The organism is Methylobacterium sp. 092160098-2 (assembly GCF_028920805.1).
Classification (GTDB): Bacteria; Pseudomonadota; Alphaproteobacteria; order Rhizobiales; family Beijerinckiaceae; genus Methylobacterium; species Methylobacterium fujisawaense.
The window spans coordinates 1,374,471-1,397,239 of record NZ_JAQPZJ010000002.1 but is presented as its reverse complement, the minus strand read 5'-3'; the positions used below and the strand labels follow the sequence as shown (position 1 = coordinate 1,397,239).

The 22,769-nt window shown below is 63.8% G+C and carries 26 protein-coding genes and 1 pseudogene; 13 read left to right on the top strand and 14 right to left on the bottom strand.

The window, feature by feature from the left end:
- Position 1: 1 nt before the first annotated feature.
- The 5 genes from PQI07_RS32260 to PQI07_RS32240 form a co-directional block, all read right to left on the bottom strand.
- Complete coding sequence (locus PQI07_RS32260) at positions 2 to 547, bottom strand: YceI family protein (protein WP_274928900.1); 546 nt, start codon at positions 545 to 547, stop codon at positions 2 to 4.
- A gap of 190 nt (positions 548 to 737) precedes the next feature.
- Entirely contained in the window at positions 738 to 1,799 is a 1,062-nt protein-coding gene (locus tag PQI07_RS32255) for a hypothetical protein (RefSeq protein WP_274928899.1), read from the bottom strand.
- A 56-nt stretch (positions 1,800 to 1,855) separates the two neighbouring features.
- Complete coding sequence (locus tag PQI07_RS32250) at positions 1,856 to 2,134, bottom strand: hypothetical protein (RefSeq protein ID WP_274928898.1); 279 nt, start codon at positions 2,132 to 2,134, stop codon at positions 1,856 to 1,858.
- A 65-nt stretch (positions 2,135 to 2,199) separates the two neighbouring features.
- Entirely contained in the window at positions 2,200 to 2,634 is a 435-nt protein-coding gene (locus tag PQI07_RS32245) for a penicillin-binding protein (protein ID WP_274928897.1), read from the bottom strand.
- 10 nt (positions 2,635 to 2,644) lie between these two features.
- Positions 2,645 to 2,935 carry a hypothetical protein gene (locus tag PQI07_RS32240; protein ID WP_274928896.1) on the bottom strand — a complete coding sequence of 97 codons (291 nt, stop codon included), beginning with the start codon at positions 2,933 to 2,935 and terminating at the stop codon, positions 2,645 to 2,647.
- Positions 2,936 to 3,125: 190 nt separating this feature from the next.
- Here PQI07_RS32240 and PQI07_RS32235 point away from each other — a divergent pair, with 190 nt between their 5' ends.
- From PQI07_RS32235 to PQI07_RS32215, 5 genes are all read left to right on the top strand, one after another.
- Positions 3,126 to 3,290, top strand: a complete 165-nt coding sequence (locus PQI07_RS32235) for a hypothetical protein (RefSeq protein ID WP_342462671.1) — start codon at positions 3,126 to 3,128, stop codon at positions 3,288 to 3,290.
- Positions 3,287 to 3,475, top strand: a complete 189-nt coding sequence (locus tag PQI07_RS32230; RefSeq protein ID WP_274928894.1) for a hypothetical protein — start codon at positions 3,287 to 3,289, stop codon at positions 3,473 to 3,475. Before PQI07_RS32235 ends, PQI07_RS32230 begins: the two co-directional genes overlap by 4 nt.
- A gap of 125 nt (positions 3,476 to 3,600) precedes the next feature.
- Positions 3,601 to 3,843: a hypothetical protein gene (locus PQI07_RS32225; protein WP_274928893.1), complete on the top strand. Its 243-nt coding sequence runs from the start codon at positions 3,601 to 3,603 to the stop codon at positions 3,841 to 3,843.
- Between the two features lie 5 nt (positions 3,844 to 3,848).
- A complete protein-coding gene (locus PQI07_RS32220; RefSeq protein ID WP_274928892.1) occupies positions 3,849 to 4,013 on the top strand; it encodes a hypothetical protein in 165 nt (54 codons plus the stop codon).
- Positions 4,014 to 4,198: 185 nt separating this feature from the next.
- Positions 4,199 to 4,867, top strand: coding sequence for an HAD-IA family hydrolase (locus PQI07_RS32215; RefSeq protein ID WP_274928891.1), 669 nt, complete (start codon positions 4,199 to 4,201; stop codon positions 4,865 to 4,867).
- Positions 4,868 to 5,190: 323 nt separating this feature from the next.
- Here PQI07_RS32215 and PQI07_RS32210 read toward each other — a convergent pair whose 3' ends face one another.
- The 3 genes from PQI07_RS32210 to PQI07_RS32200 form a co-directional block, all read right to left on the bottom strand.
- Positions 5,191 to 5,388, bottom strand: a complete 198-nt coding sequence (locus PQI07_RS32210; RefSeq protein WP_274928890.1) for a hypothetical protein — start codon at positions 5,386 to 5,388, stop codon at positions 5,191 to 5,193.
- Positions 5,389 to 5,423: 35 nt separating this feature from the next.
- Entirely contained in the window at positions 5,424 to 5,690 is a 267-nt protein-coding gene (locus PQI07_RS32205; RefSeq protein WP_274928889.1) for a hypothetical protein, read from the bottom strand.
- Between the two features lie 151 nt (positions 5,691 to 5,841).
- A complete protein-coding gene (locus PQI07_RS32200; protein ID WP_274928888.1) occupies positions 5,842 to 6,183 on the bottom strand; it encodes a hypothetical protein in 342 nt (113 codons plus the stop codon).
- A gap of 543 nt (positions 6,184 to 6,726) precedes the next feature.
- On the opposite strand from PQI07_RS32200, the gene PQI07_RS32195 reads away from it, so the two are divergent.
- From PQI07_RS32195 to PQI07_RS32180, 4 genes are all read left to right on the top strand, one after another.
- Positions 6,727 to 7,062, top strand: coding sequence for a hypothetical protein (locus tag PQI07_RS32195; RefSeq protein WP_274928887.1), 336 nt, complete (start codon positions 6,727 to 6,729; stop codon positions 7,060 to 7,062).
- 183 nt (positions 7,063 to 7,245) lie between these two features.
- A complete protein-coding gene (locus tag PQI07_RS32190; RefSeq protein ID WP_274928886.1) occupies positions 7,246 to 7,467 on the top strand; it encodes a hypothetical protein in 222 nt (73 codons plus the stop codon).
- Between the two features lie 1,348 nt (positions 7,468 to 8,815).
- Positions 8,816 to 9,148: a hypothetical protein gene (locus PQI07_RS32185; RefSeq protein WP_274928885.1), complete on the top strand. Its 333-nt coding sequence runs from the start codon at positions 8,816 to 8,818 to the stop codon at positions 9,146 to 9,148.
- A gap of 346 nt (positions 9,149 to 9,494) precedes the next feature.
- Complete coding sequence (locus PQI07_RS32180) at positions 9,495 to 9,722, top strand: hypothetical protein (RefSeq protein ID WP_091722396.1); 228 nt, start codon at positions 9,495 to 9,497, stop codon at positions 9,720 to 9,722.
- Positions 9,723 to 9,897: 175 nt separating this feature from the next.
- On the opposite strand, the gene PQI07_RS32175 is transcribed toward PQI07_RS32180, so the two are convergent.
- Both PQI07_RS32175 and PQI07_RS32170 read right to left on the bottom strand, forming a co-directional pair.
- On the bottom strand, positions 9,898 to 11,007 hold the full coding sequence (locus PQI07_RS32175) for a serine hydrolase domain-containing protein (protein WP_274928884.1): 1,110 nt from the start codon (positions 11,005 to 11,007) through the stop codon (positions 9,898 to 9,900).
- 1,028 nt (positions 11,008 to 12,035) lie between these two features.
- Positions 12,036 to 12,602, bottom strand: a complete 567-nt coding sequence (locus PQI07_RS32170; protein WP_274928883.1) for a Ros/MucR family transcriptional regulator — start codon at positions 12,600 to 12,602, stop codon at positions 12,036 to 12,038.
- A 1,086-nt stretch (positions 12,603 to 13,688) separates the two neighbouring features.
- Between PQI07_RS32170 and PQI07_RS32165 the strand changes: the two genes are divergently transcribed.
- Positions 13,689 to 14,854, top strand: a protein-coding gene (locus tag PQI07_RS32165; protein WP_089231777.1) for an IS3 family transposase whose coding sequence is annotated in 2 segments (ribosomal slippage) — positions 13,689 to 13,953 and positions 13,953 to 14,854 — 1,167 coding nt in all. Because the reading frame shifts where the segments join, the coding sequence is not laid out codon by codon here.
- A gap of 597 nt (positions 14,855 to 15,451) precedes the next feature.
- Positions 15,452 to 15,928, top strand: coding sequence for an IS66-like element accessory protein TnpA (gene tnpA, locus PQI07_RS32160; RefSeq protein WP_342462670.1), 477 nt, complete (start codon positions 15,452 to 15,454; stop codon positions 15,926 to 15,928).
- A gap of 1,784 nt (positions 15,929 to 17,712) precedes the next feature.
- On the opposite strand, the gene PQI07_RS32155 is transcribed toward tnpA, so the two are convergent.
- The 3 genes and pseudogenes from PQI07_RS32155 to PQI07_RS32145 all read right to left on the bottom strand — a co-directional run bounded on the left by PQI07_RS32155 (position 17,713) and on the right by PQI07_RS32145 (position 19,896).
- Positions 17,713 to 18,756 carry an IS110 family RNA-guided transposase gene (locus tag PQI07_RS32155; protein WP_274928881.1) on the bottom strand — a complete coding sequence of 348 codons (1,044 nt, stop codon included), beginning with the start codon at positions 18,754 to 18,756 and terminating at the stop codon, positions 17,713 to 17,715.
- Between the two features lie 78 nt (positions 18,757 to 18,834).
- Positions 18,835 to 19,158: pseudogene (locus PQI07_RS32150) on the bottom strand (hypothetical protein); the annotation flags it as partial.
- Between the two features lie 555 nt (positions 19,159 to 19,713).
- Entirely contained in the window at positions 19,714 to 19,896 is a 183-nt protein-coding gene (locus PQI07_RS32145) for a hypothetical protein (protein ID WP_274928880.1), read from the bottom strand.
- 403 nt (positions 19,897 to 20,299) lie between these two features.
- Between PQI07_RS32145 and wrbA the strand changes: the two genes are divergently transcribed.
- The gene (wrbA, locus tag PQI07_RS32140) at positions 20,300 to 20,953 is read left to right on the top strand and encodes an NAD(P)H:quinone oxidoreductase (protein ID WP_274928879.1); all 654 of its coding nucleotides are present in this window, start codon (positions 20,300 to 20,302) and stop codon (positions 20,951 to 20,953) included.
- A 299-nt stretch (positions 20,954 to 21,252) separates the two neighbouring features.
- Here the strand turns inward: wrbA and PQI07_RS32135 are convergent, their stop codons facing one another.
- Positions 21,253 to 22,287, bottom strand: a complete 1,035-nt coding sequence (locus PQI07_RS32135; RefSeq protein ID WP_274928878.1) for an IS481 family transposase — start codon at positions 22,285 to 22,287, stop codon at positions 21,253 to 21,255.
- Between the two features lie 83 nt (positions 22,288 to 22,370).
- Between PQI07_RS32135 and PQI07_RS32130 the strand changes: the two genes are divergently transcribed.
- Positions 22,371 to 22,760 carry a hypothetical protein gene (locus PQI07_RS32130; protein ID WP_274928877.1) on the top strand — a complete coding sequence of 130 codons (390 nt, stop codon included), beginning with the start codon at positions 22,371 to 22,373 and terminating at the stop codon, positions 22,758 to 22,760.
- Positions 22,761 to 22,769 lie beyond the last annotated feature (9 nt).

The window sequence follows — 22,769 nt, the reverse complement described above, 5'->3', positions numbered from 1 at the left end:
CCTACTCGACGCCCTCGGCCTCCGTGGAGACCCGGATGGCGATGTCGTCGGCGACGAGCGGGAGCGCCGCCGTCATACCGAACTCGCTGCGATGGATCGTGGTGGTGGCGACGAAACCCAGCACTTTGCGACCGCCCGGTGCGGGCTCGACCGCCACGCGCAAGACGATTGGCCGTGTGACGCCGTGCAGGGTGAGGGCACCAGTCACCTCCGCTGTCCGCTCGTCGAGCTTACGCACCGCGGTGGATTGAAAGCTCATCGTCGGGAAGTACGCGACGTCGAAGAAGGTGTCGCGAATGTAGCCATCGAGTTGCTCGGATCCAGTGGTGACCGAGGCGGCCGCAACGGTGAAATTGACGCCGCTGCGCTGCGGGCGCTCTAGGTCCAGGGCTAGCTGCCCGCTGAAGGAGTGGAAGCTTCCGTGAGTGTTGCCAAAGCCGAGGGAGGCCACGTCGAAGGCGACGTGCGTACGCGCGGTATCGATCGGGAAGGCGGTTGCGGCCACAGCCTCGCGCGCCGCCACCAGGGCCGGCGTGGCGACCATCATGCACGCAACCGCGCGGCGGGCCTGCGATAGACGCAACCCGGCAGGGTGCCGGGGGGAAAACGCCGTTAGACGAGCAAATTGGAACATTGACGCTATTCCGCTTGCCCCCAGATGAGGACGGGAGGAGCGATGTGCGGCCAAGCCATCCGCGCAATCCAATAACGTCCACGTGAAGGCCACAGACGCTGCGCTACGCGGGCCAGCCTTCAGTGACCTTGGCCGACGCTTCCTGCAGCCCAAAACCAACAACGATATCTAGGATCGTAGCGCCCGCAGCAGCGATAACGTTGCCGCGACCGCGCCAGGGCAGGATCTCGGCAACTGGCTGCGGCTCTGTCGGCACCCCAGGCACCACGGGCTCGGGCGCCTCCGCCACGCGGTCCTGATCGCTCCCGCGCATGTAGACGGCTTGGCTGCCGGTGTGGTTCTTGGGGGCGGCCAGCGAGGGCTCTGCGTCGCCGCTGTCCTCGTGGTCGGCATCGCCGTCCATGCGGTCCATGCGGTCCAGCACCGCGATGATGCGGTCTGCAGCGTCGAGGGCGGTCTGTGGCGGTGTTGCGGCGGAACAGGTTGGACAGCTTGAGAGAGGGCACGGGCGGCCTCCGGTCTGAGATAGGCGGGAGGCGCGGCGGGGCGAGCGCCGCGCGTTGCGGCGTCGGGCGTCGTCTTCGTTGGCGGCGCGCTCGGCTTCCGCCTGAGCGATGGCCCATGCCGGCAGGCTGCCTTCCCCGGCGTGCAAGGCGGTGTCGCGCTCCTTGTGGTCCGGCTCGTCGCCAAAGCCGACGAAGCCCGGCGGCAGCGAAGCGCCGGAAAAGGCGAGAGCGGCCCGCGTCATCCCCACGGCGGCAACCGTCGTCGGATCTTGGTTGGTGTAGTTGGCCTCAGTTAGGATCGCCGCGGCGAGGGCTGCGAGCGCTAGGCCGTCAATTGTGGTCGGCGGCGGCAGCGCAACCACCTCTCTGGCGACGTCGAAGCAACGCTGCACGACCAGATCAGAAGCGCGCTCCTCGATGCTGCGGAACTCAGCCCGTATGCCGATGGGGCGGCTCGCCCGTTCCTCGGTGTAGGCGGCGAGGAGGCGGGCGCGGTACTCGGCGCGCTCCTGCGGCACGGCGGCGGCGACCGAACCGGCGACGATGGTCCGGCGGGTCTGACCGGTGAGCGAGCCGCGCAGCTCGGCTGCGCGCTCGCGCAGGCTCGGGGCGGTGGCATCTCGGCGGATCAGCTTCTTGAGGGTGGCACGGAATGGCATTGCGGGCCTCGGGAGTGAGGGCGCGGGCAACCGGCCCGCACGGTTGCAGGCTGGGGTCAGAGCAGGGTGGCGAGGCCGGTCAGGACCATGCCGCCCGCGATGATGGCGAAGGCGGCCAGCAGCTCGCCCGTGGCGTCGAGGAAGCGCAGGCTGCGGCTGTGCGCGGTGTCCGGCCGAACCGGCGTCACGGCCTGCCAGGGCTCGATCGCGCCCGGCTGCTGCTCGTCCAGCAGGTTGCGATAGCGACGATCCACGGGGACGCGGACCGGCTTGCTGCTGGTGGTGATGCGGACCGGGATGGCCTGCGAGAGATCGGGGATACGGGCGTGCTTCATCGTTCGCGCTCCTAGTGGGGCTCTTGGCGGTGGGTCGGTGGCGGCAAAGGGGGTGCGGGCGGCGCTTAGCTGAGCGAGGCGCGGGCCAGCGGCGTGACGTCGAGGGCTGCGGCGCCGGGGCGCTGGGCGACCTTGCGGAGCCGACGGCGGGCAGCACGGATGACGGCAGGATCGTCCGAAACCTCGGCGCGCTGCTGGTAGTAGGCGACCAGCGCGGCAGCGGCCTTGGGAGTGGTGGGCGTCAGGGCGTGCAGCTCGGACCGTGCGGCGGTGCGGGCCAGGGCCAGCCCGATCCGGTACGCGCGCCAGTCTGCGGGAAGCGGTAGGCCGGCAGCCTGAATATCGCGGGCGAAGCGCCCGGCCTCACGGCAGGCGGCATCTGCGGCCCGGGCCCGGCGGATCGCGACCGTGAACGGGTCGGCGACGGCAGGAACGGAGCGGTAGGCGGCCAGCACCAGGGCGGCAGTGAGGGCGGAACGGCGGGTGAGGAGCGCGTTCACTGGCTCGGCCTCAGTGCGCGGCGGCGCGGTGGGCCGCCTTGGCGACCTGCCAAGCGGCCTTGAGAGCGGATGACATGGCATCGGCGCGAGAGACGCCGCACCGCTCCTGGATCCCGCTGGCAGCCTTGCAGGCGGCGGCCATGATGGCGGCGCGGTCGTAGCGACCACCGGCGGCGAGGGGACGAGTGCGGGCGCCGAACTGGATGAGGGCGCGGGCGCTGAGCAGGCCGGCAAGGATCGTGGGGCGAGCGTCGCGGCCGGCGCGGTCGATGCGGGACCAAGAGACGGTGCGGTGGGGCATTGCAAACCCGCTTCACTAGGTATAATTCCTAGTCAGGTATGAGCCCTTCCGTTCGTGCAGCCAATAGTCTACTATGAAAAAATCCTAGTCAGGCAGGATCAGAACGGCGATGTTGACGACGGGCAACCAACTGCGAGCTGCGCGTGCGCTCGTTGGGATGGATCAGGGGACGCTAGCTGATCGGGCAAGAGTGAACATCAACACGATTGGTGCGATGGAGAAGCGCGGCGCGTCTGGGCTCGTGAGCGGGCTCGACAAGGTCCAGGCCGTGATGCGCGTTCTGGAAGCCGAAGGCGTCGAATTCCTGAACCACGGGGAGCCTGGCGTGAAGCTGCGGAGGAAGGATCCGGCGTGAACTCAGTAGTCGCGGCGCCCGAGCGTCTGTCCGAGGTCCTCCGCCTCTGCACCTCGCTCGCCTATCGCGCACTCGACGCGCAGATCATGGGCCTCCCTGTACCGGCGGATCAGGCCGTAGCGCTGGCGAAGGCTGCGCAGCTTCTGGAGGACCACGGTGTGGAATGGCCGCCGCTGCTGACGTAGGTGCTGCACGAACTGGCGGGCAGGAGCGGCGGACCGAACCCCTCGCCCGTCGTCGAGGTTTCAGCAGACGGTGATCTGCAGGGCCTCACACGCTTTTTCGCGGGCTTCCGCACGAAGGATCAGCAGTGACCTACACCGTCGAAGATCTGGCACCCGGCAGCTACGATGTGCTGCTCGATGGCATTGTGATCGCAGCTTTGGTTCGGAGCATCTCTCGCAGCGGGCCGAGCGATATGTGGCAAATCGAGCTACTCGACGAAATGCCGGCGGCTCAGAGACCCGCGCCGTTCACATCCCAATGGCGCACCTTCGAGTCGCGTCCAGCGGCACTGAAATGGCTTGGGATCGAGGTGGCCGACCCTGAGTAGGCCGGATGAACCGGATCTGGAGCCGTTTCGCGGCGATCGGCGTGGCCTGTGTGCTCGTTAGCGCTGAGCGCCTGCTCGAAGCCGTCGGCCTGGAATACGCGTTCGAAGACTGCGCCGTAGCAGCTGTCGCTGCAGCCGTCGTTGTAGCGGCAGCGGATCTCAAAACATGACCGCCGGTCTGGAGTTCATCTCCGAGAACGGCGGCGGTGCCGGGATCCGATTCCGGGAGCGGAAGGCCTCATGATCGTCAAGGCGTCATGATCGCCAGCGACAAGGAACGGCGCGCAAGGTCCACGCGGCTCTGGCACCTAGCGGCGCCTTTTCCCGATGTGACTGAATTGGGAGGAGCACAGTTTTGAGCGAGCAAGACAACCGTTCAGCAGGTCCGTTCCGGGCCGTTGCTTTCGATCTGCTGACCGCACTGATGGACTCATGGTCACTCTGGGTCGCGGTCGCGGGCGAAGATGCGCTTGGACGTCGATGGCGGCGCGAGTCGCTGCAGCGGGTCACGACAGCGGGCGCTTACCGCCCCTACGAGGTGATCGTGCGCGAGGCCGCTCAGACTGTCGGGCTAACTCAGGTGCGGGCGGATGAACTGCTTGAGCGGTGGGCTTCAGGAGAGTTGCGGCCCTGGCCGGAAGCGCACGACGTCCTCGTTCAACTCGCATCAGAGGGATGGAAGACCGCCGTCGTCACCAACTGCTCGCAACGCTTGGCCGAAGCGGCTGCCAGCGCGACGGGGCACGCCTTCGACGCGATCGTCAGCGCTGAGCGTGCCGGCGTCTACAAGACAGACCCACGTGCCTACCAAGCTGGCCTTGCGGCTCTGGGGAACCTCGCACCGGTTGAGGTCCTGTTCGTCGCAGGCTCGGCCCATGATGTACCAGGGGCCGGGTTGGTCGGGATGCCGGTGTACTGGTCGAACCGCTTCCACGACAAAGTGCCTGCCGGTGCGCCGCTGCCGCTCTTGAATGCTCCTGATCTCCGGCAGCTGCCAGGCCTCCTCGCGACTAAGCGCGATTGATGACCTACACCGTCTAGGAACGGGCTCCCGGCAGCTACGATGTGCTGCTCGATGGCATTGTGATCGCGGCTTTGGTTCGGGGCCTCTCTCGCAATCGGCCGAGCGACACGTGACAAATCGAGCTGCTCGACGAGATGGCACCGTCCGAGCGGCCGGCGCCATTCATATCCCAATGGCATACCTTCAAGTCGCAGGTGGCTGCGCTGGATTGGCTTGGCATCCCGCACGACACGGACGATCCAAGCCAATCCGGATGAACGCGAGTAGGTGCGGTCTGATGGCGACAGGTGCGACTTTCATCGTCGTCAGCGCAGCCCTGCTGCTTAAGGCAGCGGATCTTGATATGCCATCGCGGATTGTGCCGGCGCGGCGACATCGTCGATCACTGTGATCATCTTTAAGGTCGTGTTGTCGTAGGGACCGGCGACCGAATAGCAGGTTCGATCGCAATCAGCGGTCGCGTCCCCCGGCGTGGGTAGCTTCACCGGACTCGCCGGAGAGCCCATTTCATCGTTCTGCATCAGCAGGATCGCGCCGGCAAACTACGGTAGTGAGATCAAATGAAGTCGATGTGCTCAAGCTCCACAACACCACCCGGCGCCCCCATCGCCGCATAGTGCTCTTGAGCCGCTTGCTCGATCTCCGTCTTGTTGGCGAGAAACAAATCGATGGCATCGGCGGCCGGATCATCGAACAGTTCACCTAGCATGTCGGCAAGAATGTGGAACTCCACAATCTCCTTGCCCTCCCACGTGGTCCAGCGCAAGTACGTGATGTTATCTTCTAGGACCAGATTGTTGCGCGAGAATGTATCGTATGACATGGATTTTCTCCCAAGATTAGCCAACTTCATTCGGTGAATACTATTAGGATACGAGCAATTTGTTTATACTAAAAATATTTAGACGCAGATCTTTATATGGATTGTCACTACAGATCTTCAATTCCCGCTTGTCTCGTCGGGACTAATTCGATCAACACCCTGTGCAGATGGCGTTGTTGATCAGCCAATCGAGCTGCCGGCTCCTGGCGTCGAGGGCAGCGGTGGAGCCGGCCCGCTCGTCTAGGGCAGCACCCGCAGGCTTGGTCTGACCCACCGCGCTGACCCGGCGAAAGCCGGTTCCCACGTGCAGCATCGGCAGGTGCACCAACTGAGCGACGGCCGGCACCTCAGACGTGCCACCGTTCACGGGGCGCGCCTGTGCGGCCGAGGTGAGCACCGTGCTGGTGAAGGCTAGGCCGGCGAAGACGACCGGCAGCAGCTTGGCGGCTGTGAAGTGGCGGGTACGGGCCGGGGAGCGAGCGGTGAAGGACATGTGAGCCTCCTGCGTTGAAGCAACGAGCGTGAGGTCATGGTAGGCGCCGCTATCGAGATGATGAATGCCGTATCTGCTTGATGAGCTGCTCAGGTGTCTCACCACCGCCCGGCGCTCAGGCGGTCCGATCCGACAACCGGCCACACCAAGGCGGGCCCGCTTGCCTGACCGGCGGCCGCATGCGTGCCACCGGCAGCCGCCCGCGCTAACGCGCATGCGCGGCCAGCGGCTCCGGCGGCTCGCCTCGGCCAAGCCTGGTTCCAGCGCCAGCCTCCTCGGCCCCGGGCAAACCGCTTCTCGGGCCGGCATGCCTGATCCCGGGCTACCACGTGTCGCGCCTGCCGGATGAGCTGATCCGGCATAACGTCGAGCGTTCACCGGAGTGATCAGCTCGCGCGCCGCTCGTACACGGAAGAGGAGGTCCTCGCGACACCACCTCTTCCCGAGTAGGCAGTCATGTTCTCCGTCCAGCCACACCCAGCATCTTCGGTCACCTCAGACGTCCCGGCCGACGGCGCCGGCGATCACTCGTCCGCGCGGTTGTTGCCCAAGGTCAAGCTCGGCGTAATCCTCGCTCTGTGCCTCGCCAGTCTCGGCCTCGCTGCGGCCGGCGACGCTCAGGCGCGCTCCGCACCGGGCGGGTACGAGCGTGCAAGCGCCCCGCTCAACATCCACGTTCGCCCCCGCAGCTGGCTGGACGCCGGCAACGTCGTCGAGCGTGGGAGCAGCGTGGCGGGGCTGGGCAACCCCGCGATGAACCCGCAGCTCATCGCAGCCTCCAACCAGCTCGCTCCGGTCTGGGGCCGCAACGATCGCTTCGGCGCCGACATCCTGCCCGATCCGATCACCAACGCACCCTTCATCGGCGTTCGCTGGTAGGGACCAATGAGGACATCCTTAGTCTGCAAAAACCGTTGACATCAGTAGGGCATCTTTTTCCGAGCGGTCAGCGGACCGGCAGAACAAGGCTGAAGATGAACTGCTGCTCGCATTCCACATGTCGAACCGCGCTTTGATCCGCGCTCAGAGGGACAGTATCTTGGCTGATGCTCTGACCGGCACATGAGTGTCGCCGGCAAACAGTTCGAGGCAGCAGTGGAGAACTTGAGCCGCCGCATCGCGCAGGCTGAGATGCGCTCGACGACGGCGGCTGAGGCGCTTGCTGCCCTGACCAAGACCGAGGCCGACACTGTCGAGGCGCAGCAGTGGCTCTGGGAGGAGATGGATGCTTTGCTGGCCCTGCGTCGACAGCTATGGGAACTCCGCTCGCAGGAAGGCTGTTGAGCGTTTTCTGTTTCGGGATCGGCTCTAAGCCGACCGTTGAGCCTCGGCTAACCGCCCTCCCCTCATCCTGCAGTTCGGGTCGCGTTGCGTACTGGCCCTGCCGTGAAGAACGGCGTCGAGCCCCGCCAGCCCATGAGCAGATCGGGCGGCGGGGCTATCTCAACCCATGCTGGGCAACCCCGCTTCTGGCCGCATGGCTCACCGGTCGCGCATGCCGTAGCTCGGCCGCACGGCTCCCGATTTCCTCACACGGCATGATCTGCGCACCGTGCTCAGCAGAGTCCTCCGTTCACGTCGATTTCCGACCGACAGCTATGAAAATTTTGGTCGGCATCTCGATAATTCCGTTGGGAACCGCGTAGGACGCGAACGCCTCGGCCATTCATCTCGGTGGGCTTGCAACTAAAGAAGAAGCTGGCACCGCGTATAAAGCGGCTGCGGCACTCAACCATAGTGAATACGTTATGCGAGTTGTTCTGTCGTCACGGCTTGATCAGTAGGCCTGGAATTAAAGAGCCGTGATCTCCAAACAAGCTCCAAGCGGTTGAACACCAACTAAGTGCGCCTTGTTTCTTGATATTGTCATTGATACCGGACTCCGCTTTATCTATCTCTGCATCTACAACCGGCCGATCTTATTCCAAAATATTCGATATTGATTGTATTTGTAATATAAGATATGTGTTTTGATTAACGCCAGAGCACGCATCCTCTGCTAGAACAGCGATCGCGAAAGTCGAAGCATAGGCTGTTATAGCTCTGCTGTGATCAAACTTTGCCGGTTACTCACGCCGGTCTTGAGCGGCGGCTGGCTGGATAGCTACGAGAGCTAATGCGATGGCCAGCATGAACATCATTCTCAACCTCAGAGTGGGGACCGCCGGTTTGGGGTTCGCGGCTCGGGGAGGCTGAGGCGGCTTGTTTCCCGCAGCGGCTCTGGAAGTGGCGGGCCGGGCCCACACCGAAGGGCGATAGGCTGCAAGAACCCGACCCGCTTGCCGCAAGCCAGTTGAGTCGGGCTTGCCGACAGGCGCACGATCACATCAGCAGGTTACAGCATGATTTCAGATTGGGAGTTCACCGCGAAGGGCGCCTGATGCAACGCGGTGAGGATAAGTGCCGAACCAGGACCCCTTCCTGAAGTACGGTAAGATCCTCAACATACAAACGTTTTTCGCACTGAGGTGGGGTCCCGATCGGCGCCGACCGGGACCCCGCCCCTCTCGCGATTTTGCTAGTGATAACAACGCGCTACATTGGCTTTGATCCGGGGTCCCGCTTCAACGCCTATCCACAATTTGATCGTGCGCGTCGCCGGCGCAGCCGACTGACCAGCCAAATTCCGCCCATGCGCACCTTTGCGCTTATCCTCGCCTTGGCGAGTGCCGGGCCAGCCTCGGCCCTGGCGGCCGAGCCGGCCGACCTGCCGGCCCTTGAGCGGGCGTGGCACAGCTGCGTGCGCGACGCGTACGATCGGCAACCGGAGCACGACAGCAAGCCCGGCCGGGAACGTAACGCCCTGGATGAGTGCAAGCCGCACGAGGACGCCTACGTGGCGGCGCTGATGGCGGCCCGTCCAAATGCCGACTTGCCCCTGAACGGCTGGGCGCGGACGTGGGCTTCCTACGTGTCGTTCGTGGTGGATCCGGTGAAGGCCTGGATCGAGGCGCTGCGGCGCTGAGGCGGTATCAAAGGCGGCTGCAGATCCGGCCACCAGTCAGGGTAAACTAACCGTTCACCAAGTGCGCGCAATTGCGCGGACCGCCGTGATCTCGCCGCCATGTCGGGACGTTCCACCGGCACATCCACCGGAGACACTCAGCCATGCTGATTCTCAATCCCCTGAGCGGACAGATGGTTGAGGTGCGCGTACCCCGGCCGGGATCGAGAACCGTCTGACACGCAATCCGCGCTCGGCAATGCGTGGCCGTGCATAGCCACATCCCCTCGCCCGAGCGCCCGGCCAGATACCCGCAATCACACCTTCTGGGCATAAGCCCCGCCCCGCCACGAACCCTAGCGAACCGATGACGCTGTCCGACCTCGACAAGCCCGCCGAACTCACCGTGTGGCCCGGCCATACGCCGGCCCATGTCGCCGATGCTCGCAGCTTCTCGACCCTGCGCGCAGCCCTGGCCGCCGCAGCCGAGGCGATTGATGCGGAGGATGCGAAGCCCTGGATCATCACCGAGAGCGGCGATATCCTCGCCCCTGGCTGGATCCGCGCCAATACCGCCTCGTACCGTCTGCAATAACAGGACGTGAGCCGGCGCCCCGCGGTGTCCAGCTCCCCTGCATGCACCGACCCTCACGCGACCGCCCGGCCAAGGCATCACGGGCGATGCGTGAGGAACTGGCCCGCACACCGCCTGTCGTCACGTGCCCACCTGCAACAGCGCCGAGCGATACCTCGACGCCTCGCGATCGATGTCAGCGGAGGGCGCTCACCACAGCGCTGAAGAAGTCGGCATCCACGACGGGAGGTGCGCCTGTCGGCTTCGAGCGAGCGCCCCACATGGCGATCACGACGTGCTCCTTCGGGTTCACGTAGACGTACTGGCCGAAGATGCCACGAGCCGTGAACGCGCCCTCGTTCGGCGTGCCCGCCGGGGCGCCGAGCGGCCACCACATGTAGCCGTAGTTGACGGTCTTCCCGCTCAACTCCTTCGGCGAGCCTGCCTGCTCGTACCAGCCTTCGGGGACGACGCTCTCACCATCGATCACGCCCTTGTTCAGCACGAACTGGCCGAAGCGCGCATAGTCCCGAAGCGTGGCGCTGAAGCCGCTGCCTCCGACCTCCAGGCCGTTCGGCGATTCCACCCACCAAGTCGCGTCCTGCTCCATGCCGAGCCGCGACCAGATCTTCTCCGACAGGTAGACGGAAACCGGCTTCCCGACCGCGGCGCGCACGAGAGCACCCACGAGGTGTGTCTCTCCGGTGCTGTAGTTCCACGCGGTTCCCGGCTCGTGAGCGCGCGGCAGCTTGGCCATCATCGCCACGATCGTGCCGGGCTTACCCTCGAGCTGCAGCTCCAGCATGCGCCGCCGGTCCGACTTCGGGTCGGTGTAGGTCTCGTCCCATTTGGCGCCGGAAGCCATCTGCAGGAGGTTCCGCACAGTCACGCCGTCGTAAGCGCCGCCGGCTAGCTCTGGTAGGTACCGGGTGACCGGGTCGTCGATGCTCTTGATGAAGCCGTCCTTGATCGCGACGCCCACGAGGGTCGAGCTGATCGACTTCGCGACGGACATCGACATCCAGCGCGTCGCTTCGTTGTTACCGAGTTCGTAGTCCTCGTAGGCGATCTTCCCATCCTTCAACACGAGCAGGCCGGCTACCCGGTTGAGCGAAAGGTAGTCGAAGAGGTCGACGGCCTTGCCGTTGGACTGGAACTTCACGTCCGTCAGCGGCTTCGTCGATGTCTCGAGGCGGGCGACTGGCCCACCCCGATTCACGGTCCGCGTCGAAAACAGTCGGTCGATGTTCCGGAAGGTGTTCGCCTGAAGGTCGGGCGTGAGGTGGCCGTCATAGGCCTGCTGCACGGAGCCTATCGCGTTCGAGCGGCCGTCCAATGCGGAGACACCCCCTACCTGGAGAGCGCTGAGGCAGCACAGAACGGCTGTCCCCATCTTCCATGTAGATTCGTGCATTGATTGCCCTTTTTGACTACGCTACGCGAGCTGGCGTTCCCATACGCGGGTGTCGGCCGTTGGGCCGCCATAGACAAGCTTGTGGTGACTGCCACGCGGGTGCACCGGATGCGAATGTCACCGCCGCTCCGGAGCCCGCGCACCGCTCGCACAGCTTGGCCCGGAACTCCGGCTCCGTGCCTACCTCTTCAACGTGCCGCGCGCTTGCATGCTGATCCGGCCGTCGCGGTCGGGCATTCATCAGCCACCAGCGCCGGGCTTTCTCCAAAAGGGCGATCGCCTCGGCCTGCACGAAGACGCGTCGCCGCGTCATAGCCCATCTTGTGATCCCCGGAGGGATGTAGAACGGGACTAGAACTGACGAGGCGGATGACCGAGAACGCCGGCATCAATCGCCCGTGTGTCATGTGCAAACGCGAACAGAGCGGCACCCGTTGACGAAATATTAACTATGAGGTGCCAGAATAACCGCAGCGATCGGGCGGGGGTCGAGCGTCGGAAGAGCTGCACTGGGGCCTATTCCCCCCTGGCCTCGGTGCGGCCTCGCCGGCGCAGTCGCAACAAGTCGTGCCAGGAACACCAGGGCGGGCATCTCTCTTCAGATTGGGCGACAAAGCCGATCTAACTTGGGTGACCGCCTGAAGACGCTGGGAAGGCGTGCCGGAATACCCGTATAGCTCCGCTTCAAGCGAACAGCTTGCTATCGGAGCCTCCAGCGATGATGCGCCTCTACGGACGTTCACCGATCGAGCATTACCGATCCGGGATCTGGTCACAGACCAGCGTTGAGCGTCGGCCAATCGCCCTCCTCCATCCTGCAGCTCGGCCGTATCGCATCTCCGCCTCGGCCATAAAGATTGGCATCAAGCCCCGACGCCCGTAATCAGATCGGGCGGCGGAGCTCTGAATGCGCATCGGCTCTACTTGGCCGCAGCGGTCTTCTTCGGCTTGCGCGCAGGTGCCGGCTTCTCGGCAGGTGCAACTGCAGGCTCAGCAGCCTTCTTCCGGCCGCGGGCTTTCGGCACCTCGGCGATCGTCTCAGCGACCACGGCGGTTTTCGCTGCGTTCCGGCGCCGCTGGCCGAGACCGAGCGCCAGGGCTAGCTTGGAACGCTGCTCCGAGTAGCTGGCTGCCGTAGACGGATAGTCCCTGGGCAGCCCGAAGCGCTCGCGATACTCCTCGATTGTCAAGCCATTGCCGGATAGGTGCCGCTTCAGCGTCTTGTACGGCCGGCCGTCAAGGAAGCTGATGAGAGCATCTGGCGTGATCGATTTGCGGATCTGCGCGGGTGTCGGCTTCTCCACCTTTGACTCGGCGGAAGAAGGGGCGCTGTTTAGCCCGGCGATCGCAGCGTGAACGTCGGCCAGAAGCGCCGGGAGATCGGCCGGACGTACAGAATTTTTCGTCACATACGCCGCGACGACGTCGCTGGTGAGTTGGATGAAGTCAACCTTATCGGCCGCGGAAACTGATGCGCCTTCGTCCACGTTCGCCTCCCTCAGGATCGTGCCGAATGAACGCAACGCGTTCGGATGTTAGTCAAGGCGCATTGGCGAAGAGTCGTCCAGGCATGTCGTATATCAACGGGTTTGATGAGTGATTTCCAACCCACGTCAAAATGCGATCGGCTCTAGACGGGAAGAACCTTCGACTATCTATTCGGCCAGGCCGCTCACGCAATGGCGCCTCCGGCTGACAAGATCCTCATTAAGCGGCATGCCGTCGCCGAGCCAGGTGTCCGCGCCGGTGTTCGCACACACTTACGTATTCGCTCTCAGTACTCGCCGACGCGATGAAAGCGAAATTGCTGGTGTTCGCGTGTGTCGTCGCACGGTTACAGTTTTCATTGCGTGGAAGGCTCTGAGCCGCGCCGATCATGGCTGCATCGAGAGGGCGAGATCATGCGAAACGGAGCAAAAATTCCACCATGGCTAGCACGTCGAGGCTTCTCTGCGCACCTAAAGAGGCGTTTGAACAGTGCTTCCAGTGTAAGGAAATTCGAACCGATACCAGACGATCCCAAGCACGAGGTTAAGCCTCAGCGGGTCGGTAGGGCCTTCGAGCTCCAAGAGTACCTGACTTTGCGAATGGCCGAGGTCGGCTGAACGTCATGAGTAGCTCCGGACCGCTCGAGCGTCCGGGGCTCTCTCGTTCAATCGTCCGTGCGGGAGAGGCCGGCAATCCGGAGATCCTCGTCGGTCAGTCGAATCGCGCCCGTACCGTAGACTTGCTCGTAGTCGGTGAGCCTCCAGTTCAGGGTGAAGGCCCGGCGCAGCCGCCGAAGCCTCAGGTGTGGACCAGAATGGCGATCGGGCTCATGCGGCGCCTCTCTGCGGGACCATGTTCTACCCGCCAGAGAAGTAGTGTTGGGCTCTGCCCATCAAGGAAGGCGGCTTTTGCGGTCTCATAGTAGGCTCTGCACATGCCTGTCGAGTTGCCGCTTTCACGGATTCCGCTGATGCGTTGGATCCGCTTCCTGCGGTGGGCCCGTACCATCCGGCGTGGTCCTGATGATCCGCCCCCAATGAAGTGGTCCGCCCTTTGGTATGGCTTTGAGCCTGGAGGACGGATCGATGTCGAGGAAGCGACCCAAGCCTGAGGAGATCGTCGCCAAGCTGCGGCAGGCGGACGTGCTGGTCGGGCAAGGCCAGAGCGTGGCGGAGGCGATCCGCGCGATCGGCGTGAGTGAGGTGACCTACTACCGCTGGCGGCGTGAGTACGGCGGCCTGAAGTCGGATCAGGTCCGGCGGATGAAGGATCTGGAGACGGAGAACCAGCGGCTCAGAAAAGCCATCGCCGATCTCACCCTGGACAAGCTGATCCTGCAGGAAGCCGCCCGGGGAAACTGACCAGCCCCGCGCGCCGACGCGCCTGCATCGAGCATGTCCGGACCGTGCTGAAGGTCTCCGAGCGTCGGGCCTGCAAGGCACTCGGGCAGCATCGCTCGACACAGCGCAAGGCGCCGCGGGGCAAAGATGACGAGGCGGCGCTCGTCGCCGAGCTGATCGAATTTGCCCGTAGCTACGGGCGCTACGGCTATCGGAAGGTCGCCGCCCTACTGCGGGCGGACGGCTGGCTGGTCAACGACAAGCGGGTCGAGCGCCTATGGCGGCAGGAGGGGCTGAAGGTCCCGGCCCGCCAGCCCAAGCGCGCACGGCTGTGGGACGGGGATGGTTCCTGTATCCGGCTGCGCCCGGAGCACCGCAATCACGTCTGGTCCTACGACTTCGTCGAGACGCGCACCCACGACGGGCGCAAGTTCCGGATGCTCAACGTCCTCGACGAGTTCAGCCGCGAGTGCCTGGCCATCCGAGTGGATCGCAAGCTCAAGGCGGCCGACGTGATCGATGTGCTGTCCGACCTGTTCATCCTGCGCGGCGTGCCGGCGCACATTCGGTCAGACAATGGTCCGGAGTTCATCGCCAAGTCGGTGCAGTCCTGGATTGCGGCCGTTGGCGCAAGGACGGCCTACATCACCCCTGGTTCGCCGTGGGAGAACGGATATGTCGAGAGCTTCAACGCACAGATACGCAACGAGCTGCTGAATGGCGAGATTTTTTACACGCTCAAGGAGGCGCAGATCATGATCGAGGGCTGGCGACGGCACTACAATACGGTTCGGCCGCATGGCGCATTGGGCTACCGGCCGCCAGCGCCAGAGGTGTTCGTGCCAGCTATAGCCGCTAGGCCGGCTGCACCGGCCAAGCTCGCCGTGGTCCAGCGACCAACCCTGCACTAACTTTGACCTTGGACCACCTCGTGGGGGCCGATCACTGCGAGCACACTGACGGCAAAAGCTAAAGCAGCAAGGGCTTGGTAGTGCACGGCGGATCTCTAGTGACCATCACTCGTACAATGCGGTAACGAGCGGCGGCAATATCTGAAAACAGCGTACTGCAGGACGGCTGGAGAGCAGTCTCGCTTCAGAGCAGCTGCGGCTGATTTCTCGGTCGCAGCTTGAGCCCTCAGACGAAGTGCATCGGCAGTGCCAGGGTGACGAGGGCGACATACGCACCAACGAGCAAGGCCCCGGCAGGTACGACGACACCGCTGAGCAGGACGAGGCGGGATGAGAGGGACATGACGATCTCCAAGGGATGGGCGGCGGCTGCCGTCGTTGAGGGAGATCTATGCTCAAGCTCTCCGGTCCGATGTGTTGAGAGACACTCCCAGCGGCCTGTTTAGGCGTAGGGGCCGCCAAACAGGTCGCCGAGCGCCTTCCGCTGGAACAGCGTGCGCCAGCGCCGTCTCTGAGTAAGCGCAGTCTGGGCGGCACCTTCCGGCAGGCGGTGTGAAGGCAACATACGGAGCGGATTGGGAGCTCCGTCACATTTTGATGTCAGGGCGTATGGCTATGTCGGAGCCGATCCGGCGCCTGGAGCTATTCACCGGGGCCGGTCGGCGGCGGACGTGGTCGAATGAGAAGAAGGCCGCCATCGTGGCCGAGAGCGATGGGCCGGGCACCTCGATCAGCGCGGTGGCACACCGGCTTGGATTGAGCGCCTCGCAGCTGTTCACGTGGCGGCGCCTGGTATGTCAGGCTGGGGGGCACGACGGCGAGTGCGCACTGCAGTTCGTGCCGGCCGTGATGAGTGTGGGACCACAGGAGCCGACGTCTGCCGAGATGAGCCCCGAGCTGAGGGAGCGATGCGGCGGCCACAGCATAGAAGTTGAGGTCGCAGGCGCCACGGTCCGCATCGCTCAGGGCGCGAGCGCGGCTCAGATCGCCGCGGTGACCCCAGCGCCGCGGCAGAATTCTTCTATGAAGCGCAGCTGGGCGTCCAACGGTTGCGCCTCGACGGGCCAGCCCTAGGCGCCGACGCGGCTCAAGCGATCGCTGAGAAGCTCTCTAACTCTGCAAGGGCGTGACGGTGCTATCGCGGTCGAGCTGCACGTTCGACGCGACGCTCGCGCCCACCGGCTCCGAATTCGAGGAGGGCGTGACCCTCATCCACTTCCCTGAAATTGACTGAAACTCTCCGCGCCGCCGCTGACGGAACTCGATTTAAGAGGGCGGGGGCGAATGGGTAGTTTGCCTGCCTCCGTCACTTGGCTGGCATACCAGCGTCGCGCTGAGCGAATGCAACCACTACGACGCCCATAGGATTGGTGCGCCAATATCTAATCGGTCAGTGGCAAGCCCAAGGTTGGTCATCGAATGATGCGATCATTTTGCAAGCCGAAGCAAATCCGTTCTGCGTAAGCTATCGACTTCTAGAGAGGTCCAGTCGATGCAGAAGCTTCGAGTAGATTGCGTCCGGTTAGCTAGTACACCAGAAAATGCATTTGGGGTTTCGTGACGTGTCAGTTTTGTTGGTTTCCTGGCGACTAAAAAAAGACGTGGCATACCGAGTGTCGCTACCTCTCGTGGTCGCGTCAATCATATCTGCCGCGGCGATTTGGGTGCCGATCTACAATCTATCGGGCCGCCTCATATGGTTCTGGTGAATGGTTTTGGCTGTCTGATCAGTGTTTATGCTATGAAACAGGTAATAACCTACGAGATAGCCCGATTGATGAGCAATCAGATAGGCAAAAACGATTAGTATCTGTAGATATTCAAAACCGATAAATATTAGAAATAGCACTGCGGAGCATACGAATATTAATATCGACGAGATAATGACCGCCAGCGCATTGAAGCGCCATCCGAGCGTCAGCCCAGCAATAAAAAGCAAAGCTGCGATTATCATTGCGGCGCTCGAAAGCTATCAAAAGAGAGAATTTATGCGTGCGGGAACGGCTCAGCTAACAATTTTTGAATTCCTACAGCGAAAACGCAGATTACTCTTATCGCGAAGGAATTGCATCGCATACGCAATGCAACCGTTGCTGTAAATTAATCTAGTATACAAATACCGTATTTTTATGGAGTCATGAGGTTTTTTTGGATCAGACTCGCGGATTAATCCGGAATTACGTCAAATTCATCCAGATGAAGCTCGGTCGTATAAAGAATTCCGCTCCGACGGACTTCGCGGGCTGAGCTTCAATCCTTCTCGGAGGAATGTATTCTAGCCGGAATGACATCCACCTTTGTAGGGCCGGATACCCATCCAATGTGTCTTCTCCGAAGCGGAGAGGCGGCTTTCGGCCAGGAGCTGCCGAACTCAGCTCATCAGACTGCTTAAGAGCGGACGCTCCCAGCTTCCGCGAAGGGTCGGAAGCAGTCCCTCGATCCGGGCACTGAGCGTTGGATCTCAACCGTGAATTCTCAGGCGTAGGGGCCGCCGAACAAATCGCCCAGCGCCTTGCGTCGGAACAGCGTGCGCCAGCGTCTGCGCTGATGCTCTGGTCGGTCGTGGATCATGTGGCATATGTGGACGGCCCCCAGCTCGCAAGATGAAGTCAGCTTGGATGATCGGATCGCTTGCGTTCATATGTCCGGCCTATTGACGCGTTCACACATGAACGCTGGCCAAGATGGGCTCCGCGACGTCAGCCCCAATCAACGCTGCGACCTTGATCGGCCACTGTCACATTCGGGTTCGCTGACGTCTCGGATCGATCGATCACGCCACCTGTCCGTCCTCCTGCAAGCTTCCGCATCAGCTCGGCTCGGTCGCCAATTTCCGGCGATCCGTGCTCTGCCGATCCCTACACGGCGCACGGCGTAGCAGGAGCTCGCGCTCCCGCGTAGGCTTCGCCCGTCCTCATCATCTTCCAGGCGATCCGGGCCAGCTTGTTGGCCACCGCCACCGCGACCAGCTTCGGCGCCTTGCGCTGAAGAAGCTCTTTGATCCAGAGGGCCAACCCCCATCCGCATCGACCTTCACGGACGCGCCGCACGAGGGCCGTGGCTCCGGCAACGAGGACACGGCGCAGAGCCTCGTCCCCAGCCCGCGTGATGACGCCGAGCCGGACCTTGCCGGCTGTCGAATGGTCCTTGGGGGTCAGCCCGATCCACGCGGCGAACTGCCGACCGGATCGGAACGCCTCAGGCGCAGGGGTCTTCAACATCAGCATCGCGGCCCCGATCGGCCCAATGCCGGGGATCCGCACCAAGCGCGTGCTACAGGCGTCGGCACGCTGCCACGCGGCCAGCTTGAGATCGATGGCAACGATTTTTGCCTGGACCTGTTCGTACTCGATGGCCTGCAGCGCAAACAGCTCGCGCGCGAGCTTTGGCAGGGCTTGATCGGCCTGAATACGCACGAGAAGTGGCGCGACGTGCGCGATCCCCTGAGCCGCCGTGATACCAAACTCAGCAGCATAGCCGCGGATCGCGTTGACGATCTGCGTGCGGTTGCGGATCAGCCTATCCCGTAGGCCGATCATCATGAGCGCGGCCTGCTGCTCGGCGGTTTTGACCGGAACGAACCTCATGGTCGGTCGGCTCATGGCTTCGCACAGGGCTTCTGCGTCGGCGGCGTCATTCTTGCCGCGTTTGACGTAGGGCTTTACGAGCTGCGGCGCGATAAGCTGAACGTCATGCCCAAAACTGCGCAGTAGGCGCGCCCAGTGGTGTGAAGCGCCACAGGCCTCAATGGCGACGCGCGTCGGGGTGAGCCGCTCAAAGAACGCGATCATGTCCTTGCGACGGAGTTTTCGGCGCAAAATGGGCTCTTCAGCCGCGTTCACGCCGTGCAGCTGGAAGATGTGCTTGGACGTATCCATACCGATGCGGCTAATCTGATCCACGGACGGCCTCCTCGCATGAGATCTACAACGACCTCAGCTTGGCACAGCGATGCCGTTCGGGGGCCGTCCACCCCATCAGCGCTGGCAGAAAGCCGCGAGGTTGCCGTCAGCGTTGTTCGAGGTGTCGTGGTCGCGATGGGCAGTAGCCAGCACCACCCTGGTCCGACGGGCACGGCCGAGGATGTCAGCCTCCACGGAGAGGCGGATCCGCCTGCCCCATCCGTCGCGCCAGCGGCCGGCTTCGGCGTCCCACCAGCGCCCATCACCGAGGTGGTAGACCATCCGCGCGTGCGGCCGCCCACAGCCCTCACAGCAGCCCCTCGCCCGGCCGAACCGGATCACGGCCGAGAGCTGCGGCCAATCGATGGGGTAGAAGAAGCGGTGCTCGGGCCGGATCGGCATGATGGCGCACTGTGCCAGCCATGGTGGAAAAAGCGTAGCAGTAGGGCGGGCGTCGGGCTCGAACAGGGGCGCTCGCATGATGATGGCGCACAGCCCCGATGCCGGGCCTGCCCAAAGGTGCCTGACTCGCCGGCGCGCGACCACCTACCGACGCACAGGCTTGGCAGTTGGGGGCGTATATGGTGGCGGTGGCCGCGAGGAAGGTTGGACGGATCGCGCGGATATGGCCGTGGCGGGACCCGCAGGCGCCTTGTGCGCCACGCATGAGCCATCTCGACACGCGCACTGATCCGCTCCCGCCTCGGTCCCTGACGGCTGCTGAGCTGATCGCCATGGCCCGCGCGGCACGGCGATCTGAGGCGGGGAGACCATCAGCGCGGACCTAGCTCGGAGCGGCCTACCGAGCCACATTCTGTTGAATGTGCTCAGGCGCACCTCGCGGAAGCGGCGTCGGGCGTAGCCCTTCTCTAAGGCCGTCATCGCCCCCTCGGCGGCCCGATCCAGCGGCGCAGCGCCTTCTCAGGTTGCTGCGCCGTTGTCGTTCGAGCGGGACAGCTACGGGCGCTTGGCCCTGTCTTCCTCCTCGGCCGCAACCGCCTCAATGGCCGCAATCACGTTCTTCAACTCGGCGACCTGACGGAGCGCACTCCCGGCCGGCAGCCCATCGTGCTCGGCCATCGCCAGGATGAGATCGTGCTGATGCGCCTTCAGGCGTTCAAGAAGGGCTCCGAGCGGCAATCATCGATAGCCCAGCAGCTTCTTGGTCGCGGGGCGACCACACCGTAGCGGGATGGGCCGACCGTCATGGCGCCGCAGAGGAGGACCTATCGGATAGAGAGCCCGTTGCATCCTCGGGTCCGCGAGTGTGGATCAGCGAGGTTTTCAGGTGGCAGAACGGCATTCCAGTCAGAACGGTCAGCATGGGGGGCCCGGTCTGCCGGTCTTTTACGGGGTGATTGGCGGTACCGGATTGATGTTGGCAGCGCTGACCATACTGATGGCCGGCCAGGTGGCGAACTCGCATCGAACGATTAGCCATACTGCCGATGCTTCATCGCTCTTCGGAGACATGACGCGGTCGCACGCAGACGCGATCTCTCAGCAACCGTCGGGCCGTAGCGCCAATCCGTAGGAGGATGCCGTGGCCAACCGTACATCCGATCCGACACGCCTACTGATCGTCTACTACTCGCGCACTGGCAGCGTCGAGACGCTCGCGACCGCTGCAGCTGATGCCGCGCGGGAAGCTGGCGCACAGGTTCGCGTACGCAGGGCGCGAGAGGTCGTCGATGCGGCGGCGATGGCCAAGGTCGACGGATGGACCGAGAGCGCAGCCCGGCAGAACGCCCTGTACGAAGCGCCCACGCACGACGATGCCGAATGGGCAGATGCGATCCTGTTCGGCACGCCGAGCTACTTCGGGGCCATGGCGACCGAGTTGAAGAACTTTCTCGACCTGCTCGGCCCGCAGTGGAAGCGGGGCGCCTTGGCCGGCAAGGTTGGCGGTGCGTTCGCGGCGGCCTCTTGGCCGCATGGCGGCTCGGAGGTCGTCACGCTGTCGCTGTACGCCCCGATGGCGCATCTGGGCATGGTGATCCTGCCGACCGGCTACACCGATGAGGTGATGCTGGAGGCGGGCTCACCGTACGGCGCCTCCGCCATCGTCGGCAAGGAGAACCGCCCACCGCGGCGAGAGGACCTGGACGCGATCCGCCATCAGGGACGGCGGATGGTGGCGATCACCGGCGCGTTGATCGCTGCCGGCGAAATGCCGTGTCGCAACGTTGATAGCTAGGCCGAGCCGACCGACGGGTCAGGCCAACCGTGGTGCTCGATGCCGCTCGTGGCGCCACAGAGCCACCGCAACGCGGCGAGCCTAGTAGGTCCGCCGGAGCGACGTCCCGAGATCGCCTTGGGCCTCCGGGGAGAAGGCATAGGTCAGCACCCCATCCGGCCCATAGTTCCGACGCATTTCGGCACGCCAGACGCTATCGGCGGCCGCGAGGGCGGCTTCGGTGAGAGCTATGGTGTAGTAGCTGGCACTCGATCTGACAGTCGATGTCCGGAGATGGTCGGTCTCGACTGCCTGACGGCTCAGGCGGCGATCATCTTCTCCTGAGCCAGCGGCACGGCGTCAAGGAAGGTCTGCATCGGCGTCTTGCCGAAGCACCAGCGCCCCTGATGCGGGCGCTCCTCGTTGTAGCTCCTCATCCAGGCATCCAGGTCCGCCTGCAGCTCGGCCAGCGAGCCGTAGATCTTCTTGCGGAAGGTGACCCGGTAGAACTCGTTCAGCACCATCTTGTGGAAGCGCTCGTCGATGCCGTTCGTCTGCGGGTTCTTGGCCTTGGTCCGAGAATGATCCACATCCTCGACCGCGAGGTAGAGCTCGTACTCATGGTGCTCGGGATTGCCGCAATACTCGGTACCACGGTCGGTCAGAACCCGGCACAGCTTCACCTCCTGCGCGTCGAAGAACGGCACCACACGGTCGTTGAGCAGGTCGGCCGCAGTGAGCGCCGTCTTCCGGTCGTAGAGCTTGGCGAACGCCACCTTGGCGTAGGTGTCGATGAAGGTCTGCTGATAGATCCGCCCAACTCCCTTCATCGTGCCGACGTAGAAGGTGTCCTGCGCCCCGCAATAGCCGGGGCATTCGCTCTTGAACTCGCCGTGCGTCTCCTTCTCGGCCTTGGCCTTTTCCAACGCCGCAAGCTGACCCTCGGTCAGCATCAAGCCCTCCTGGGCGACCTTGGCTTCCAGCGCCTTGAGCCGCTTCTTCATGGTCTCCAGGTCGTGGCGCTGCCAGACGCCGCGCACGCCCGCCGGTGAGATCGAATGCCCGCGCTTGCGGACCTCGTTGGCCACGCGGATCTGCCCATAGGCCGGTTGCTCCAGGGCGAGCTCCACGATCAGCGCCTCGATCTCGGGCGCGGTGCGGTTGGCCAGGAGTGGCTTGCGCCGGCTCAGCTCCTGCAGCGCCACCTCGCCGCCCGTGTCGTACAGCTCTCGGAACCGGTAGAAGCTGTCGCGCGAGTAGCCCATCATCTTGCAGGCTTGGCTGACGTTGCCGAGTTGCTTGGCCAGCTCCAACAGGCCCACCTTGCCGCGGATGACCTTCTGATCCCTCGTCATGGTCGGTGTCCTCGAAAACGCCGAGGCCGGGCGCTGCGCACCCCGACCACTCCGCGCCCGGCCTCGGCTCTCGCCTCAGCTCAATGACACCGTCTGTCAGATCAAGTCCTGACTACTGCAGCTATGGCCTCGCCGAGGCCCGTGCTGCCGATCTGACCCTGTTCCTCGGCACACTGTTGCCGCCCGCCGCGCTGCCGGATGCTTTGCCGCTCGGCCATGCCGGAGCCGGTGTCGTGCGGCAGCTAACCGGTGGCCCTGCCTCTGAGCACCGCTGGCCCAAAGACCAGTTCCGCGCCCAGCGCGACGAAAGCCTGCCTGGAGAGGATGAACCCTGGCAGGCCGTGATGCCCGTCCGCCCCGATACCGCACACGTCCGAGCCCCCCGCTTCCTCGACGTTGCCGGCGAGTTGCTGGCTACCGTCGCCATCATCGGTGGCGGCATCGTCCTCACCGGCTTTGCCACCCTGCTCTGACCCACCCCG